This window comes from Pleomorphovibrio marinus (assembly GCF_003347495.1).
Lineage (GTDB): Bacteria > Bacteroidota > Bacteroidia > Cytophagales > Cyclobacteriaceae > Pleomorphovibrio > Pleomorphovibrio marinus.
Genome location: NZ_QCXY01000002.1, coordinates 599,592 through 616,144 on the forward strand (window position 1 = coordinate 599,592; position 16,553 = coordinate 616,144).

Here is a 16,553-nt window from a genome sequence, read left to right on the forward strand (position 1 = left end):
ATTATAAATGTCAAATATATGAATAATCAGCCATTTAGCTTACTTTTACATGTTAACCCACCTTTTTAACTATGCGCTTCTATCTGCTTAAAAACTGCATTCCTTTTTCTTTGCTATGCATTTTGGGAATTATCTCCTGCCAAGGTACCGGAAAGAACCAAATTCTGGAAACTCTACTACAAAAAGAGGGTTTGGTAGCTATTTGGGATTTTTCCGAAGAACCTGGGCAGCAGCGGGAATCTAAGGGAAAAGGTACTTTTCCATTAAAAGAAATGAAAGGGCTGGTAAATAGAGTGGATGAAGGGCCTGTTTCCGGATATTCTGCCCATCTGCGGGATTCTGCCTATTTTTCCTTACCCTTTGAACAGACAGGTGCTTTGAATATTCATGGCAAAGATCAATCCTTGACTGTAATGGCATGGGTAAATTGGGAAGGTGAGACAGGTTTTGTGGGGGGAATGTGGAATGAATATGAGGATGGGGGAAAGCGTCAATATGGACTGTTTGTCCACTTGCCTCATTATAATGGGGAAAAAAGCGTTTGTGGCCACATTTCTTGGACCGGAAAGCCGACTCCTCCTTTTCCATATAGTATAGATTATTCTGCCTCAGGCCAGCAATTGGAAGAGGGAAAGTGGCATTTTATAGCCTTTACCTATGATGGTAAATATATCAAGTCCTACCTGGATGGTACCTTTGAGGAGAGGGATCCTGAATTGATCAAAAACACTTCGGGGTTTGAAGGCTACCCTGATGGATTAACGCAACAAAAAAACCCTTATCACTTTCCTGAGGGCATTGGGGAGAATGGTTCTGACTTCACAGTGGGTGCCGTGGTATTAAGTCGGGGCATGGGTAATTTTTTCAAGGGAAAAATTGGAGGATTGGCGGTTTTCAACCGAAAATTGTCCGAAATTGAAATCCAGGAGATTTACGAGATCAGCATGCCAAAATAGGTAAGAATCTTTTCATAAAGTTAGTGTTATTCTTTTGTGAAATAATCACTCCTGTGTACCTTTGCCGAAACCGATTTGAATCATGGAAATTCTCCTCACACTCTTGATTTTCACGGCCTCTTATGGTTTGGTTTTCCTCTCACTTTTTCCGGAGAAATCTATAAGAAGGATCAACGAATTTTCTGACTCCACCGAAAAGACTATTAAGGGGAAATACGATTTAACTTGGCCTTATTTCCTTTCTTTTTTAGGTGGTTATGTGGTAGCCGCGGTAATAGTTTACCTTATTTGGGACCATATCTAAAAAACTACCAATTTCTCACCAAAAATCTAACCCAAAAAGGGAGGTTATACCTTTTAAAAATGGATTTATTGCTTTTGTAAACCTCTTTTCTATTAAACGAAATAGTTATTAATTGATTGGTTTTATATGGGTTCATTTTTACCCATTTTGCCATCTTGCGTAAAGGAATCCCTAACTCGGGAATACCTGTCCCATAAATCGCCACAGCAATCTCCTCTGAATTGGAAATTATTGACATTTCTGTATTTTTCGAATTGAGAGTTAAATCGGATTGTATACAGATGCTTTTCATGGGACAGGCAGTAGTTAGGAATATTATTTTTCTGAAGTGGTGATGTTTAACTTTCCATCTAGCTTCCAAGTAGTAAATTCATTTGAACCCACCTCCCTTGGCACTCCAATGGAAAAATTCTCGAAGTCGTAAGAGATTACAGCACCTTTACCTGTAAGTTTTTCATAAAGCCCGATCGCTAAATCTGGCCAAGATTGAATGTTTGATTTTTCTTGGGACATGATAATTTATAGTTGGTTAATTATAAAAAAGAAACATGGAGTTTGCCGTTTTGTTCAAAAAAAAAGACTGCCTGTGGTAGGCAGTCCTTGTTTCTGATTAAAATGGTTTATTGCCTTATACTGGTTCCTTTGGCATTTTGGCAGTACTGGTTACGTTTTTCTGCCAGAAGAAGAAAATAGTAAATAGCACGATAAGGATGCCTGGAAAACTAACCATGCTTAAAAGGGTGTCTTGGCCAGCAGCCAATTCCAATTCGTCCCCTGTTAGTCCGGCAGCCCTGTTGGCTTCCATGGAGTTGTCTATCCATGAGCCGATTATCGGTTGAAAAATCGCCGTTGAAAACATTCCTATACCTCCAATTACGGACATTCCAAGAGCACCACTCAATGGTACCCGTTGCGCAGTGGCTCCTACCATAACCGGCCAGAAGTAACATACGCCCATGGCAAAAATAATTGCGGCGAAATATGCAATGGGACCGGTAACTGTGCTGAAAAGGTAAATTCCTATGGCTGCCAAAATGGAACCGGCAAGTAAGACCCCAGTTTGACCCAGGGATTTCACCACGGGCCCTGCGAAGAACCTACCCACTGCCATCACACCTGTGGTAAGAGCTAGGATCAACATGGCATCCGCCCCGCTGTTTGCCAAAACGATGTTCACCCACTGTTGTGGTCCAAATTCAGATATTGCAGTTAATGCCATACAAACGAATAAGAAAAGGAAAACCGGGCTGATCATTGCCTTGAAGTTTTCAGCAAGGGAGGTAACTCCTTCCACTTTTGGTTTGGGGAATTTTTTTCCAAAAAACAGGATAAAGTAAATAATGGTAGGGATCATCAATACCCACATTTGGGATTGCCACAAAGCCAGTGTCCCACCTGCATCCGTCATAAACTTAGAAATTAATGCACCTAACAAAATCCCTCCAGGGAACCACATATGGAACCTGTTGAGCATTTTATTCATTTTAACCCCGGAATACATGTCGGCTATCATGGGATTACAAGCTGCTTCCGTACATCCGTTACCAAAACCTATAAAGAGGGTGGAGATCAGTAGAGTAGTATAGCCACCTGCATAAATGGTGAGCAGTATCCCCAAGGTATGGGCCACAAAAGCAACTCTCATGATATTGGCTGGGCCGAAGGTATGGTAAACCAGGCCACCAATAATCATTGAAATCGGGAATCCGAGAAACCACATGGAATTAATGAACCCAAGTTGAGCCCCTGAAAGCCCAAACTCCTGACCAAGTTGGGGCAAAATTCCTGCACGAATGGCAAAAGTAAAGGCGGTGGTGATCAGCGCAAAGCAACTGCCGTTAAATAATGCGCTCTTGTTAAGTTCTTCGTTCATTGAAATTGGGTTTAAACGTTGTTAAAATATTTTTTTAGGTTGACGAATTGAAATATTCCGACAATATAAAAAAAAATGATTTTACCTATTGTGTTTTTTACAGAATATTGGCTAAAATTATGTGAAGATAGCATTTTAAAGCTTGGAAATTACTTTACTATTAAGCAGTTAGGTGTAATGCCCTTTCATCCCTTATCCGAAATATATTTATCAAAAGCCCAGCGTACTAACCAAAACGTATATAGAAATGAATTTAAATGAGCGAGGCATCCAAGTGATGCACGAATTTGAAGGGATTAAATTGGAGGCTTATTTGTGCCCAGCCAAAGTCCCTACCATAGGTTGGGGAAATACCCGCTATGAAGATGGCACTCCCGTGAAAATGGGCGAGTCCATCAGCAGACAGAGAGCCGATGAATTGTTCAAAAACATAGCATCTACCTTTGCCAGGGGAGTCGATAATTTAGTGACCGCAAATTTGAATGACAACCAATTCAGTGCCTTGGTCTGTTTTGCCTATAATGTGGGTATTGGAAACCTAAAAAGATCCACCTTGCTACGAAAAGTAAACGCAAACCCTGAAGACCCGGGTATCCGTGGAGAATTTATGAGATGGAACAAGGCGGGAGGTAGGGAGTTGGCTGGCCTTACCCGCAGGAGAAAGGCCGAGGCTGACTTGTATTTTACGCCATCTTTAGGTTAAAATATCAGGTACTACTTCGCCATGAACATCGGTCAGCCTATACCGTCTACCCTGGTGTTTGAAAGTGAGTTTTTCATGATCTATACCTAGTAGATAAAGTAGGGTGGCTTGAAAATCATGCACGTGAACTTTATTTTCAACCACATTGTAGCTGAATTCATCTGTTTCCCCATATATCATTCCTTTTTTTACTCCTGCTCCAGCCATCCACATAGTGAAGCAGCCAGGGTGGTGATCCCTACCATAGTTGTCTTTGGTAAGCCTGCCTTGCGAAAAGCTGGTTCTTCCAAATTCCCCACCCCAAACCACCAAGGTATCCTCCAGCAATCCTCTTTGCTTCAGGTCCTGAATGAGCCCAGCCGTGGCCTGGTCTGTACTTAGGGCTTGTCTTTTGATGTCTTTGGGCAGGTTTCCATGTTGGTCCCAGCCCATATGGTATAGCTGTATAAATTTGACGTCCCTTTCTGCCAGTCTTCTGGCCTGAAGGCAGTTTGCAGCATAGGTGCCGGGAGTCTTGGCATCTTCTCCGTATAGTTTAAAAATATGTTCTGGCTCATTGGAAAGATCAACCGCTTCGGGTACGGAGTTTTGCATGCGGTAGGCCATCTCATACTGGGCTATTCGAGATTGGATCTCTGGGTCTTGCCAAAGGTCATGTTGGTGATCATTTAAGGCATTGATATGGTCTAATGCCCTTCTGCGGTCATGGTCTTGTATCCCGTGAGGGTTGTTGAGGTATAAAACCGGGTCTTTTCCTGACCTGAACTGTATCCCCTGATGATGGCTGGGTAAAAAGCCATTTCCCCAAGAGGCTGAATTTAAGGGTTGTGCCCCGGCGCTCTTGGAAAGCAACACCACGAAATTTGGCATGTTTTCATTGTCTGAACCCAGGCCATAGCTTAACCAACTACCAATGGAAGGCCTTCCACTTAGTTGGCTGCCCGTTTGCATAAACATTACGGCAGGTTCATGGTTGATGGCTTCTGTATATAAGGATTTCACAATACATAACTCGTCCACTACTTGTGCTGTGTAGGGAAATAGCTCACTGACCCACGCCCCAGACTGGCCATATTGCTTAAAATCGTAAATGGACTTGACCAAAGGAAAGGTAGATTGATCAGAAACCATCCCCGAGTTCCTTTGTGTACCCTGTACGGATGGAGGGATTTCCTGACCGTGCCATTTCTCGAGTGAGGGTTTATAATCAAAGGTTTCCAGTTGGGATGGCCCCCCACTTTGGAATAAGTAAATTACCCTTTTAGCTTTTGGGGGAAAATGGGTGTTTTTCAGTACCCCTCCCACACCCACATTGGGGATGGAAGATCCTGCCAGGATATCAAAGTCTCCCATAAGACTGGCAAGGGCTATAGAGCCAAAACCAAGGGATGCTTTCTTTAAAAAGCCCCTCCTCGTCTCTGCAAATCGATTATATTCCTTTTCGTCCATCATTCGATTACCTTATGGTGTATCCATCGGTTGTGTTCATTATTCCATTAATCACGGTAGCCAAAGCGGCCACCTCAATTGCTTCCAATCCTGGGTCACGCGCCCGACTACCGGTATGCAGATAGGCGATGGCGTTTTCTTTGTTGTTTTCGAAATTCTCGTATTCCTCTTCATAAAACTGCAGAAGGATATCCATTTCTTCGTTATCCGGATGCCTGCCAGTAGCTGACCTGTACGCATCAATAAGTTGCTTGTCCTTTTCTCCGGGTTGTTTGTGTATCAAAGCCTCAGCCAGTACCCTAGCAGCTTCTACATATTGTGGATCATTGAGCAAAACCAATGCTTGCAGGGGGGTAGAGGTTTGCCTTCTTCTCACATTGCATTCAGCACGGTCACCCACATCAAAGATCATCATGGAAGGCGGTCCGCTAGTTCGTTTCCATATGGTGTATAAGCTCCTTCTGTACAACCCTTCCCCGGTTTCTTTTTTGTACCTATAACGCCAGGACTTAGTGCTTAATTCGTCCCAAAGACCTTCTGGTTGGTAAGGGTAGGCACTGGGTCCTCCAATTTTGCGGGATAATAGGCCACTTATCGCCAAGGCATAGTCCCTTACCATTTCTGCGGTCATTCTGTAGCTGGGCCCCCTGGCAAGCAAGAGGTTTTCAGGGTCTTTTTCCAAAAGAGCGGAATTGGCTTTACTGCTTTGTTGGTAGGTTTCCGACATCAGGATAAGTTTATGCATGGCTTTGACGTCCCAGCCCGTTTCTTTAAAGGTGATTGCTAACCAATCCAACAGCTCCGGATGGGAGGGGAGATCACCTTGGTTGCCAAAATCATCTGAAGAACCTACTAACCCTCTTCCAAAATGCATTTGCCAAAGCCTATTCACAAAAACCCTGGCGGTCAAGGGGTTTCTTTCATCAAAGAGCCATTTGCTCAAGCCCAATCGGTTTTTGGGGTACTCCTCCGAATAGGGTAGCACCATTTCGGGGACGTTGGGGAACACCTCTTCAGTGGGTGAACTGTACAGCCCTCTGTCCAATACAAAGGTTGGTCTTGGCTCAGGCAGGTCCCCCATCACCATGATTTCTTGTATTTCGTCAAGCACCTTGGTCTGTTCCTTTCTTAAAGCCAACAGGTGTTTTTTCTTTTCCTTTAAAAATGGGTCTTTTCGGTTAATAAAATGCTCAGTCAAGACTGTGGAGGATTTTTGATCCTCCAGGAGCTGCTCAGCCTTTTTCGGACTATGGAGGTACATCACCTCCCAAGGTGACAGCTCCCTACTAAAAAGGGCAAGTTCGTCCAATCCCCCCTTAAGGAAGGTCTTCATTTTGTCCCTAACCCCTAAAGAAAACCCTCTAAACCCATAAGTATGGATGTCCGGCTCAAATAATATGGACTTATATAAGTTGTCGGCTACAGTTTCAGTAGCTATCTCTTTTCCGTTTAGATAGAGCACCAATCCCTCAGCATTGCCACTTCCATCGTAGGTCACGGCGATGTCCGACCACTCCCTGATAGGAAGTGGCTTTTTGGATTTTACCTGAATTGCATTCGAGGGCCAGCTGAAGGCCATGATAAAATTGAGCTTGTTTTCCTCTAGATGCAGGGAGTATCCTTTAAGTCCCAGTCGTATATCCTCACAATGGGTGAAAATCACGGCTTCTTTATAAACGGTGTCTGGATAAAGCGATATGGATACGGAAAAAGGGTCTGTCTGATCATACCATCCTACCTTTTCGGGAAGTTTAAGGGTGGTAAAGTCATTGATGAAAATAGCCTTTCCGGATTTTCCACTATTAATATCTGGCTCTGAAATCGTGACTGGTGCTGTTATCCTTCCAGTGCTGAAGTTTTGGTAGTTGGTCCCTTCCTTATCTGCTTTACAATCATCAAAAGAGTAGTTAACGACTTCCGACTCAGCAATTCCTCCTTTAAGCGAGGAAAGGGCCCCGGGCTTATTTTTTATAAATGCCTCGATTTTATCTACATTTTCTTTTTTGATAGTTTCTTTCCTGCCTTTCACATCTGCATTGGCCTGAACTATGGAGGAATCCAAATAGGCCAGCAGCTTCTCTTGGTTCTCGTCAGTAAGCAGTAGAGAAGGGCCTGGGACTTGGCCCGGTCCGTATACGGCTGTACCTAATTCATTGGTACTGTTGAAAAATGCGGCCATCTCGAAGTAGTTCTTTTGGGTAATGGGATCATATTTATGATCATGGCACCTTGCACATTCCATGCTTAGCCCCATCATGGCCTTTCCGACAGTCATCGTCCTGTCTGCCACGTATTCTTGGCGGTATTCCTCGAATACGATTCCAGCCTCGCTGTTTCTCTTATGAAGACGGTTAAAAGCGGTGGCTAGAATACTTTCCTTATTTGCATTGGGAATAAGGTCACCTGCAAGCTGCCATGTGATAAATTGCTCATAGGGCATGTTGTCATTAAAGGCCTCGATTACCCAATCCCGATAGGGACTGAAATCCCTATGCTTATCATCCAGGTACCCGTCTGAGTCCGCATACCTTGCCACATCCATCCAATCTGCTGCCATACGCTCCCCATAGGCAGGTGAGGCCAAAAGGCTGTCAACCAGTTTTTCGTAGGCCCTTTCATCGTGCTCTGCGGAGAGAAAATGGTCTATTTTTTCCAGGGTAGGGGGAAGGCCAGTCAAGTCAAAAAACAGCCTTCGTATCAATGTTTCTTTTTCTGCCTTGGGAGAGGGGGAAAGCTTCTCTTCCTTAAGTTTTTTTCTTACAAAAACATCAATAGGGTGCTCCTTGTCATCATGGGTAGAATGCCCTGGTGGAAGGGAAGAGCTTGGGGGAATAAAAGACCAATGGGGTTTATATTCGGCTCCCTGTTTGATCCATTTGGTAAGAGTTGCCTTTTCTTCTGTGCTCAGGAAAAGATTGGAACTTGGTGGAGGCATTTGTAAGCTTTCCTCTTCAGAAAAAATCCGGTGTATAAGTTCACTTTTCCCAGGCTTTCCCTTTACGATAGCAAAAGCGTGTTTGCTTTCGTTTAAGGCCTTAAATGCATAGGATTCCAGGTCTAACCTCAAGTCGGACTCCTGGTTTTTAGCGTCGGGGCCATGGCAGGCAAAGCATTTATCGGATAGTATGGGCTTTACATGGTAATTAAAATCAATCTGCTCAGGTAAGGCGGCCATGGCAATTTCCACCTCCTCTGGAGCCTCCCATTTACAGGATAGCATTATGGTCAGTAGGAGGAGTATACAAAAGTATTTTGGGCAATACATGGAACCTGTTTTAGGCGTTTTCTTCACCATATTGTAAGGGTGAAATATAGCAAAATGGCAGCAAATTTAAAAGCGGTTTTACATATACTCCTTTTTTGTTATTTGGACTGGAGTAGGTTAAAATTGTTGTGGTAATATGAACTTTTACTTCCTTAAAATTTCGATTTTTAAATAAAAATGTTATATTTATTTATGATTTTTAAAACTTAGTGTCAACCAAATATTATTGTACTTTTTTATTAATCTACAAATAAAGGATTTGTAACTATGAAAAAGTCAAATACATATCTTTATTTCCTTGTTTTTTTAATGCTGTTTTCCTCTTGTTTGGATGATTTTGGACGAAATAGGGAGGCTTTTGGCCCTTTTGATGTAGATGGTATGGCCGAGTTTTTTGATGCCCAGGGACTTACTTATTTTGCCCAGTATTACAGAATGTCTGGCGGAAATTTCTATGAAGAGGACTTTGAAGGGGGAATAACCATTTTTGCCCCATCTGATGAGGCTTTTATGCAAGCTATGGAATTATATGGATCCCCTGACTTGGATGATTTCGTGGCAAAGAGAGGTGGGATTGCCCATTTATCCATGTTAATTGGATCCCATATTTTTCACGGGGAGTTTTATGGCTATTTATTGGATACTACAGGGGTTATTTTTAATCCCTATACGGAAAATTTCCTCCATATCAAGAAGGGAAAATTTGCCGGGAATAGAGTTATTCATAGCCAGCCGGATTTTGTGGAAAAAGATATTTTATTGCCTTATGGCAATGGGGTTATGCATATTATTGATGGCGTCTTCCTTCCTTCCTATAAAAACAGAGAGAAAAATTTTGTGGAAGCATTCCTAGATTTGGGAATCCATGGGTTTCTTTCTGCCCTGGTGTATGAGGAAACCCTGCTGGAAAAGTTGATGAGTGGTCCTCAATTTTCCCTAATAACCCCACATGATAATGCTATCAAAGAATTCCTGGCAACGCAACAAGTAAGAAGCTTCAGAGAGTTCAAGGATAAACTGGGGGGGAGAGACCATCTAAGGGAATACCTAAGTCAATATATCATTGTGGAATCCCTAAACCATGAGGATATTTTGAGGCCAAAAGAATATTTCTTCCTCAATGGGGAACCTTGCTTGGTGAAATGGGAAAACCACCGATTCTATATCCGTAATGAAAATGGTCAAACTGTGTGGTCCATACTTCACGATACCACCAATAACGGGACCCTTCTGGTGGTGAATGATGTATTTGGAGAATAGCTACAAGAATGTGATGGTTTAATTAAAAGAAGAATAGGTTTCAATTGGCCTTGGTTTTAGTTATTTTTCCCTTATGAAATCGAGCCTGTCCTGACGGCAGTCAGGGCATGGCGAGCACGTCACACACTGGGATGATTATAGACTGCGAGATTCCCCCGAAACAAGTTCCCCGAAACAAGTTCGGGGCAGGCAGGGGCAGGCTATATGACCGCTGAAAAGAAATTATAAACATATGAAACCGACAATTTTTCTTTTTTCGATTATTCTCATTTGTTCATGTCAATCCCCAGATAAGCAGGAGGATGGAGGTGTCGCTTATGTTGGAGGCACCATAATCGACGGATCAGGAAACGACCCAATACCCGATGGTGTACTATGGGTGCAAGATGGAAGAGTAGTGATTTTAGGCACAAAAAATGAGATTGATCTACCTTCTGAGGTAGAACAGGTCGATGTAAGTGGTAAGGTGATAGTTCCGGGACTTATCAACGGGCATGGGCATGTAGGTGATGTGAAGGGGATAGAAGGGGGACATTATTCCAGAGAAACCCTACTCGATAATTTGAGGAAATATGCTCAGTACGGGATTACTACAGTAGTGAGTTTAGGGGGCGATAGGGAGGAGGCGGTGCCCCTACGGCATCTCAACGACACTATACCGGATGGGAGGTCAAGGCTTTTTATAGCTGGGGAAGTGATTACGGGAAATACCCCTGAGGAAGCCTTGGAAGTGGTGCAGGAAAACCATGAAATGGGGGTGGATTTTATGAAAATTAGGGTAGATGATAATTTGGGCACAAGCAGTAAAATGAAGGAGGAGGTTTATCGCTCCATCATCAATAAGTCCCACGAGTTGGGCTATCAAATTCCTACCCATATGTACTACCTGGAGGATTCCAAGAAATTGCTTGATGCCGGCTCTGACCTTTTGGCCCATAGCATTCGGGATAAAGTGGTAGACCAGGAATTTGTGCAATACTTGAAGCAAAAAGGTGTGGGGTATTGTCCTACCCTTACCAGGGAGCTTTCTACTTTTGTCTATGAGGATACGGCATCTTTTTTTTCCGACCCTTTTTTTCTAAAAGTTTATTCTCCTGAGGAAATTCAACCTTTATTAGATCCAAAGAGACAGGAGCAGGTAAGGAATAACCGAAATGCTCAAATCTACAAACAACAATTGCCGGTTGCGTATGAAAACCTAAAGATATTGTATGAAGCTGGCGTCCCAATTGTGTTTGGTACAGATAGTGGCGTACCTACGCGGTTTATCGGATATTTTGAGCATTTGGAGATGGAAATGATGGCAGAGGCTGGAATGGATGCCAAGGGGATCCTCATGTCCGCCACTAGCGTGGTGGCAAGGGAATTACAATTGAAAGACTTGGGCTTACTTGAACCAGGGTACTGGGCGGATTTTCTTGTGTTGGAGGCAAACCCCCTAGAAAACATCAGGAATTTCAGAAGGATAGTGGAAGTTTACATTGGAGGAGTCAAGCTCAAAGATACCGAGTAAATAAAACGCAAATGAAGGAAAAGTTTTTTCTGCTTACATATGATACCGTTTTAGGGTATTTAGAAAAAAGGAAACCATACCGGAAGGAACATTTAGCGCTGGCCAGGGAATTTTATGAAAATGGCCATCTCCTTATGGGGGGAGCCTTGGTAAGTCCAGCGGATAAGGCCGTACTGATTTTTAAAGGTAAGGACGAGGGCATAGCAACTGAATTTGTGAATAAAGACCCCTATGTGAAAATGGGTCTTGTCCGGAGCTACGAAATCCGTGAATGGAATGTGGTGGTAGGTGGTTGAGGATCAGGTTTTCCATTTTTTACCATCTTCAACATTACATTTTTTATTAAAAAAATTCGAACCTATTTACAGGTATGAAGGTATAAACCCTTAATTTCGCAAACTTATTTAATAATTGATGAAAAAATCACAAATTAGCTGTTCAAAAGCACTGGTAATCTTGCTTTTGGGCTTCTGTTTTTTAGGGGATTTGTCGGCTCAGGTAGAGCAGAGCGACACCCTCAGCATAGAAAATGTATATTTAGACAGTCTCTTCATTAATGAAATCGAACAGGTTCCGGGTCAAAAGCCCAAGGTCCTTCATGCAGAGCCACTATACATTGATTTGATTAGGGATCTTGGTGCAAGAAAAGGGGAAAAGGAATGGAACTTTGCGGTGGGCATGAATGCGGACAGGAATTACAATGAATATGAGGCATTGGTGGAGTATGAATGGGCTCCAATCGATCGACTTGGTTTTGAAATCGAGGTGCCGATGACTTTCTATGGACCTCCGGCCACAGATGAGAGTACTATACCATCCAATAGGATAGAGAGCCTGAAACTGGCCACACAATGGTCGTTTTTTGTTTCGGAAAAGGCAAGTACGACTCTGGCACTAGGTTATATCCATGAATTTGAAATTGTGGATGTCAATAAAATTGGGCAGGAAAGGTTGTACAAGGGAAACATTTACAATCCATTTTTCATAGCTGCAAAAAGGTGGGGCATGAACTACCACACCTTGATCTATACCGGCCCTAGGTTAGTCCAGGAATTTAACGCCCCTAACAAACGGATTTATGAAATCAACACCAATCTCCATTATATGATTACCGGGACAAGAAATTTCATAGGGATGGAAATAAACAAGGAATTGGTAAATGGAAGGTTGATGACAGTAATGCGTCCCCAAATGAGAGTGGCCTTGGCAGAAAATCTTATGGTTGGTATCGTAAGTGGAATTCCCCTGCACAGTGAATCCCGTGGAATTAGCTCCTTTGCCAGGATTATTTACGAGCCGGGTTTCAGAGCCATGCACTAAAGATGAATGTGCCCTCAGCCCCGGTCAAACTCGAGGGCACATTTTTTTATCTCATTTACGATGTCATTGATTTTGACGGGTTTGGTGAGGTAGTTGTCCATTCCCGCAGCCAATGCCAATTCGATATCGCTTTTAAAAACATTCGCAGAAAGCCCTATAATGGTACTTCTTTTAACCTGTTCCATGGAGCGAATGATTTTGGTTGCTTCAAGGCCGTTCATCACAGGCATTTGATAGTCCATAAATATCAGGTCATAGGGTTTTTTTTCCACCGCTTGCAAAGCTTCTACCCCATTGCTGGCCTTATCCACTTGGTATCCCAGTTGCTCCATGAGCATGGTCATAAATTTCAGGTTGATGTCATTGTCTTCCACCAATAGTATTTTCAGCGGATAATTTTTTGACAGTATTTCCAGGTGGTTGGAAGTTTCGTCTTCGGTTTTAAAGTTTGATTTTTCCGGGGCCACCTGTTCAATTTTTGCCATCAGGGTAAAAGAAAAAGTGGACCCAACACCCAGTTCACTTTCAATGTGCAAGGCGCCTCCCATTAGCTCGATGATTCGGTTGGCTATGGCCAAACCTAATCCCGTACCCTTATAGTCTGGGGAGGTAGAGGTATCCACTTGGGTAAAAGGCATTGTAAGTTGGGGGATTTTATCCTTGGGTATTCCAACCCCATTATCCTTGATACTGCAGTTCAGGATCATATTTTCGGAAAAAATGGATTCTCCTTTAATTTGAATTTGAATTTTTCCATTTTTATGGGAGTACTTTATGGCATTGCTCACAAGGTTAGAAAAAACCTGTTGGACCTTTTCCCTGTCCAATTCTACATATTGGGGGATTTCTTTTCCGATGGATAATTTAAGCTCTATGCCTTTATCAGAAGTCATCCCTAAAAACAAATCACATATCCTTGCCATTTCCTTGCGGATATCGAAAGTCACAGCGTTCAATTCCAGCATGCCAGCTTCTATTTTAGAATAATCCAAAATATCGTTTACTATGGCTAAAAGGGATTCCCCGGAGTCCGTAATGATGGAAACAAGTTTTTCCTGCTCCTTGTCCAGTTCAGTCTGCATAAGCAAGCCTATCATCCCTAATAGTCCGTTCATAGGGGTACGTATTTCATGGCTCATGTTGGCCAAAAACTGTGATTTTTCTAGATTTGCCCTTTCAGCAGCTTCCTTTGCTTCCTGCAGACCTTTTTCCCATAATTTCTGGCTAGTAATGTCCCTAGCCACAGAGATCATTTTTTCTTCATCCAGTTTAAAAAACCTAACCTCAAAATACCTTTTTCCGACACTTAGCATCAAATCCAGTTCCTGGGTTTGCATTTTACCGGTTTTGGCGGCTTTGTAAAAGGCCTTCATTACGGGCTCACTGGATTTTTCATCCAACACATCCCGGATATTTTTACCCATCGATTCGGAAGGAGGCATGAGCAATAGTCTTTCATCCTGTGCATAATAATCTAGGTAATCCCCTTGGTTATTGTAGATGAAAATTATGTCAGGTAGGCATTTTAGTACAGACCTCAGCCTGTTCTCACTTTTCAACAGCTCTTGTTCAGAAATATATTTTTCATTGATATCTGTACATATTCCAATACCACCCGAAAAGTTCTGTTGCTGGTCATAAAAGAGTTTCTCAAACAACTTCACCCTAATGGATTCCCCGGATTTTTTTTGAATATTGAGCTCATAGTGGAAAAAATCCAACTTCTTATCCAGTACTGTCTCTATTTCCTCAAGATAGTTTTCATACCCATCCAAAAACAAAGAACTTTTTTCCACTCTTTTTATTTCCTCTGGATCAAAACCAAGTACCTCCTTTACGTTTTCACTGACCTGGTATAGCTCCCAATTTTTATTATGATAGTATAAAAACCCCTTGGTCTGTTGCAAAAGCATGGTTTGTTGCCTTATCAACTGCTTAAGCTCCTCTGAATTTTTCTGGAGCAAAACATTTTTTTCATTTGATATCCTGAAATATTTAAAAACCAGGAACAGGACCAGAAGTAACAAAATAAGCATCCCGGCAAAAAGGTAGAGATAAGTGCCAAATATACCAGCAATGATTGTAGATCGCTTTTGACCAAACACAAAACCAAAATGGCCACCCAGGTTTTCAAGTGTAAAAGGGTATTGAGCAAGTAGGGTAGATACTTTGCCAATTTCGGAATGAACGACCGCATCTTCGTATTCTCCTCTCAGGCCCCCACTGATTTCCCTAGTGAGCAAATCCATGCTTTTACTATCAATTTCAATTTTGGCATGGAGATATTGTTGTCGTAATGAAGAAACGTCTGTCAACTGCCCATCATGATAAATCCATTTATTGCTGTCCGGCCCCAGGTAGTAGTTGACTAGGTGTTCTGAAAAAAACCGGAACAAGTCCAGTTTCGCGACCACCTTGATGTCTTTTAAATTGGCGTTAACTTGTATGCAGTTCCAGCAGTTATTGGAGGCATCGAACCCCCTATTTACCAGTTTTTGCTGGAAGTAATTACCCTTATCCACCCAAAAGACTCTTTGTTGACCCTCATAATGGATAATGAGGGTATCTATTAAATTATAATAATTGTTCAAAAGTCTCCTGGTCCTTCCTCTATTGTTTAAGTCATTTCTGTCTACTTTTTGAAAGTTTTCTATTTCCAGGCCACTGGCATAAAAGGTGAGATCTTCATTGAGAGCTGCGAATCTTCGCTGAGCTTCATTGGCTGCGAGCTCCACCTGTTTATTTAAGAACACCTTCCTTGTTTCCAACATGTGCTTGGAAAGCGCCCGGTAAAAAAAGATAGAGATAAAAATGATTAAAAAGACCGTGAAAATACTAAAACTGAATAGCCACCAGAACTTTTCTGGCCTTTTTTTGGGTTTTGCCGAAATATTTAGTTTCTTTTTAATCATGCAAGTCGAGCAAGTACCAGTTTAGGACATTCATCTGTCTACAATATGCAAAATAGTTTAGCCCACCCATTTCCAGGTTATAGGTATTTTCTTTTTCGTATAAAAATTTAGAAGCCATTCTTCTGACGTCCTTACTTTTGCTCCTAAATAGATTAAAATCCTCTTTCCTGAAATTGTCAGAAATAATCGTCTGAAGGTAGGTGTGGTTTTTTAACGGAGGCATACTTAGAGCTTCTATGGCTTTGGTGGTTCCGGCTACGATGGTGCCTTGGTTATCAATGATCACCAGATTTTTTTCAAATCTGCCTAGAAAATATTCCATTATATCAATAAGGGTAATATCCATACCCAAAACCCCCTTTAATTCTTCTTGGTAATACACCGGGTGGATCAAGGATAGTATCCAACCCCTTCCCGCTGGGTCTATATATATTTCCTCCACCCAAACCTGTTTTTTATCCGGGTTTCTTAATTCATCTGCTAGATAGTAAAAATTAAAGGCAGTTACATCGATTTCTGGGTCAATGGTGTTAACTAAATCATAGGGGGGGTAAAGTCGGGAAATCTGGCTCCCAGAATTGTAATACACCTGGGAAACCATGGGATGCCTTGAAAGTATGTCCTGAAAGGCCTTATCCATAGGTTCCGTTAGGTATACCTCCTCTATGGATTTATTCATATTATCTGCTTGAAAGCTTATGAATACAGTACTTGCAGATTTGTCCTCGTTGGGGTTATAAAACCATTTATTCTCGTCTAAAATGTATTTGTCGCTTTCTACAGACCTAATCAGGCTGTCTTTTTTTCCAAATAAACTGGTAGATAGTTCTGCCAATGCCTGTATTTCCTTTTCAAGTGGGATCAAATTCTCCTCAATGCGGAAAATGATCGAATCTAATAATTCAAAGTGAGAAAGATCTTCAGTTCTTGTTGCTGTATCACAAGCAAAAGAATTAATTAGTGTGAAAACACATAATAAAAAACCATATTTCATCTTT

13 protein-coding genes are annotated in these 16,553 nt (G+C 42.1%); 7 read left to right on the forward strand and 6 right to left on the reverse strand.

Annotated features, from left to right (window positions below; translation table 11 throughout):
• Positions 1–71: 71 nt before the first annotated feature.
• Together DB520_RS08505 and DB520_RS08510 are read left to right on the forward strand one after the other, a co-directional pair.
• On the forward strand, positions 72–956 hold the full coding sequence (locus tag DB520_RS08505) for a LamG-like jellyroll fold domain-containing protein (protein WP_114749257.1): 885 nt from the start codon (positions 72–74) through the stop codon (positions 954–956).
• An 82-nt stretch (positions 957–1,038) separates the two neighbouring features.
• A complete protein-coding gene (locus DB520_RS08510; RefSeq protein ID WP_114749258.1) occupies positions 1,039–1,260 on the forward strand; it encodes a hypothetical protein in 222 nt (73 codons plus the stop codon).
• Positions 1,261–1,575: 315 nt separating this feature from the next.
• Here DB520_RS08510 and DB520_RS08520 read toward each other — a convergent pair whose 3' ends face one another.
• Complete coding sequence (locus DB520_RS08520; RefSeq protein WP_114749260.1) at positions 1,576–1,773, reverse strand: hypothetical protein; 198 nt, start codon at positions 1,771–1,773, stop codon at positions 1,576–1,578.
• Positions 1,774–1,888: 115 nt separating this feature from the next.
• Entirely contained in the window at positions 1,889–3,133 is a 1,245-nt protein-coding gene (locus DB520_RS08525; RefSeq protein WP_114749261.1) for an MFS transporter, read from the reverse strand.
• 247 nt (positions 3,134–3,380) lie between these two features.
• On the opposite strand from DB520_RS08525, the gene DB520_RS08535 reads away from it, so the two are divergent.
• Complete coding sequence (locus DB520_RS08535) at positions 3,381–3,836, forward strand: lysozyme (protein ID WP_114749263.1); 456 nt, start codon at positions 3,381–3,383, stop codon at positions 3,834–3,836.
• On the opposite strand, the gene DB520_RS08540 is transcribed toward DB520_RS08535, so the two are convergent.
• Together DB520_RS08540 and DB520_RS08545 are read right to left on the reverse strand one after the other, a co-directional pair.
• A complete protein-coding gene (locus tag DB520_RS08540) occupies positions 3,828–5,288 on the reverse strand; it encodes a DUF1501 domain-containing protein (RefSeq protein ID WP_394340930.1) in 1,461 nt (486 codons plus the stop codon). The genes DB520_RS08535 and DB520_RS08540 overlap by 9 nt on opposite strands.
• A 4-nt stretch (positions 5,289–5,292) precedes the next feature.
• Entirely contained in the window at positions 5,293–8,550 is a 3,258-nt protein-coding gene (locus tag DB520_RS08545; protein WP_114749430.1) for a DUF1553 domain-containing protein, read from the reverse strand.
• A 267-nt stretch (positions 8,551–8,817) separates the two neighbouring features.
• Between DB520_RS08545 and DB520_RS08550 the strand changes: the two genes are divergently transcribed.
• From DB520_RS08550 to DB520_RS08565, 4 genes are all read left to right on the forward strand, one after another.
• Positions 8,818–9,810, forward strand: a complete 993-nt coding sequence (locus DB520_RS08550; protein WP_114749264.1) for a fasciclin domain-containing protein — start codon at positions 8,818–8,820, stop codon at positions 9,808–9,810.
• A gap of 232 nt (positions 9,811–10,042) precedes the next feature.
• The gene (locus DB520_RS08555; protein ID WP_114749265.1) at positions 10,043–11,323 is read left to right on the forward strand and encodes an amidohydrolase family protein; all 1,281 of its coding nucleotides are present in this window, start codon (positions 10,043–10,045) and stop codon (positions 11,321–11,323) included.
• A gap of 11 nt (positions 11,324–11,334) precedes the next feature.
• Positions 11,335–11,619: a YciI-like protein gene (locus DB520_RS08560; RefSeq protein WP_114749266.1), complete on the forward strand. Its 285-nt coding sequence runs from the start codon at positions 11,335–11,337 to the stop codon at positions 11,617–11,619.
• Positions 11,620–11,737: 118 nt separating this feature from the next.
• Positions 11,738–12,643 (forward strand): HAEPLYID family protein, encoded by a 906-nt coding sequence (locus DB520_RS08565; protein WP_114749267.1) that lies wholly within the window; start codon positions 11,738–11,740, stop codon positions 12,641–12,643.
• Between the two features lie 14 nt (positions 12,644–12,657).
• On the opposite strand, the gene DB520_RS08570 is transcribed toward DB520_RS08565, so the two are convergent.
• Both DB520_RS08570 and DB520_RS08575 read right to left on the reverse strand, forming a co-directional pair.
• A complete protein-coding gene (locus DB520_RS08570; RefSeq protein WP_198675272.1) occupies positions 12,658–15,414 on the reverse strand; it encodes a PAS domain-containing hybrid sensor histidine kinase/response regulator in 2,757 nt (918 codons plus the stop codon).
• 133 nt (positions 15,415–15,547) lie between these two features.
• Entirely contained in the window at positions 15,548–16,549 is a 1,002-nt protein-coding gene (locus DB520_RS08575; RefSeq protein WP_114749269.1) for a PDC sensor domain-containing protein, read from the reverse strand.
• Between the last annotated feature and the right edge of the window lie 4 nt (positions 16,550–16,553).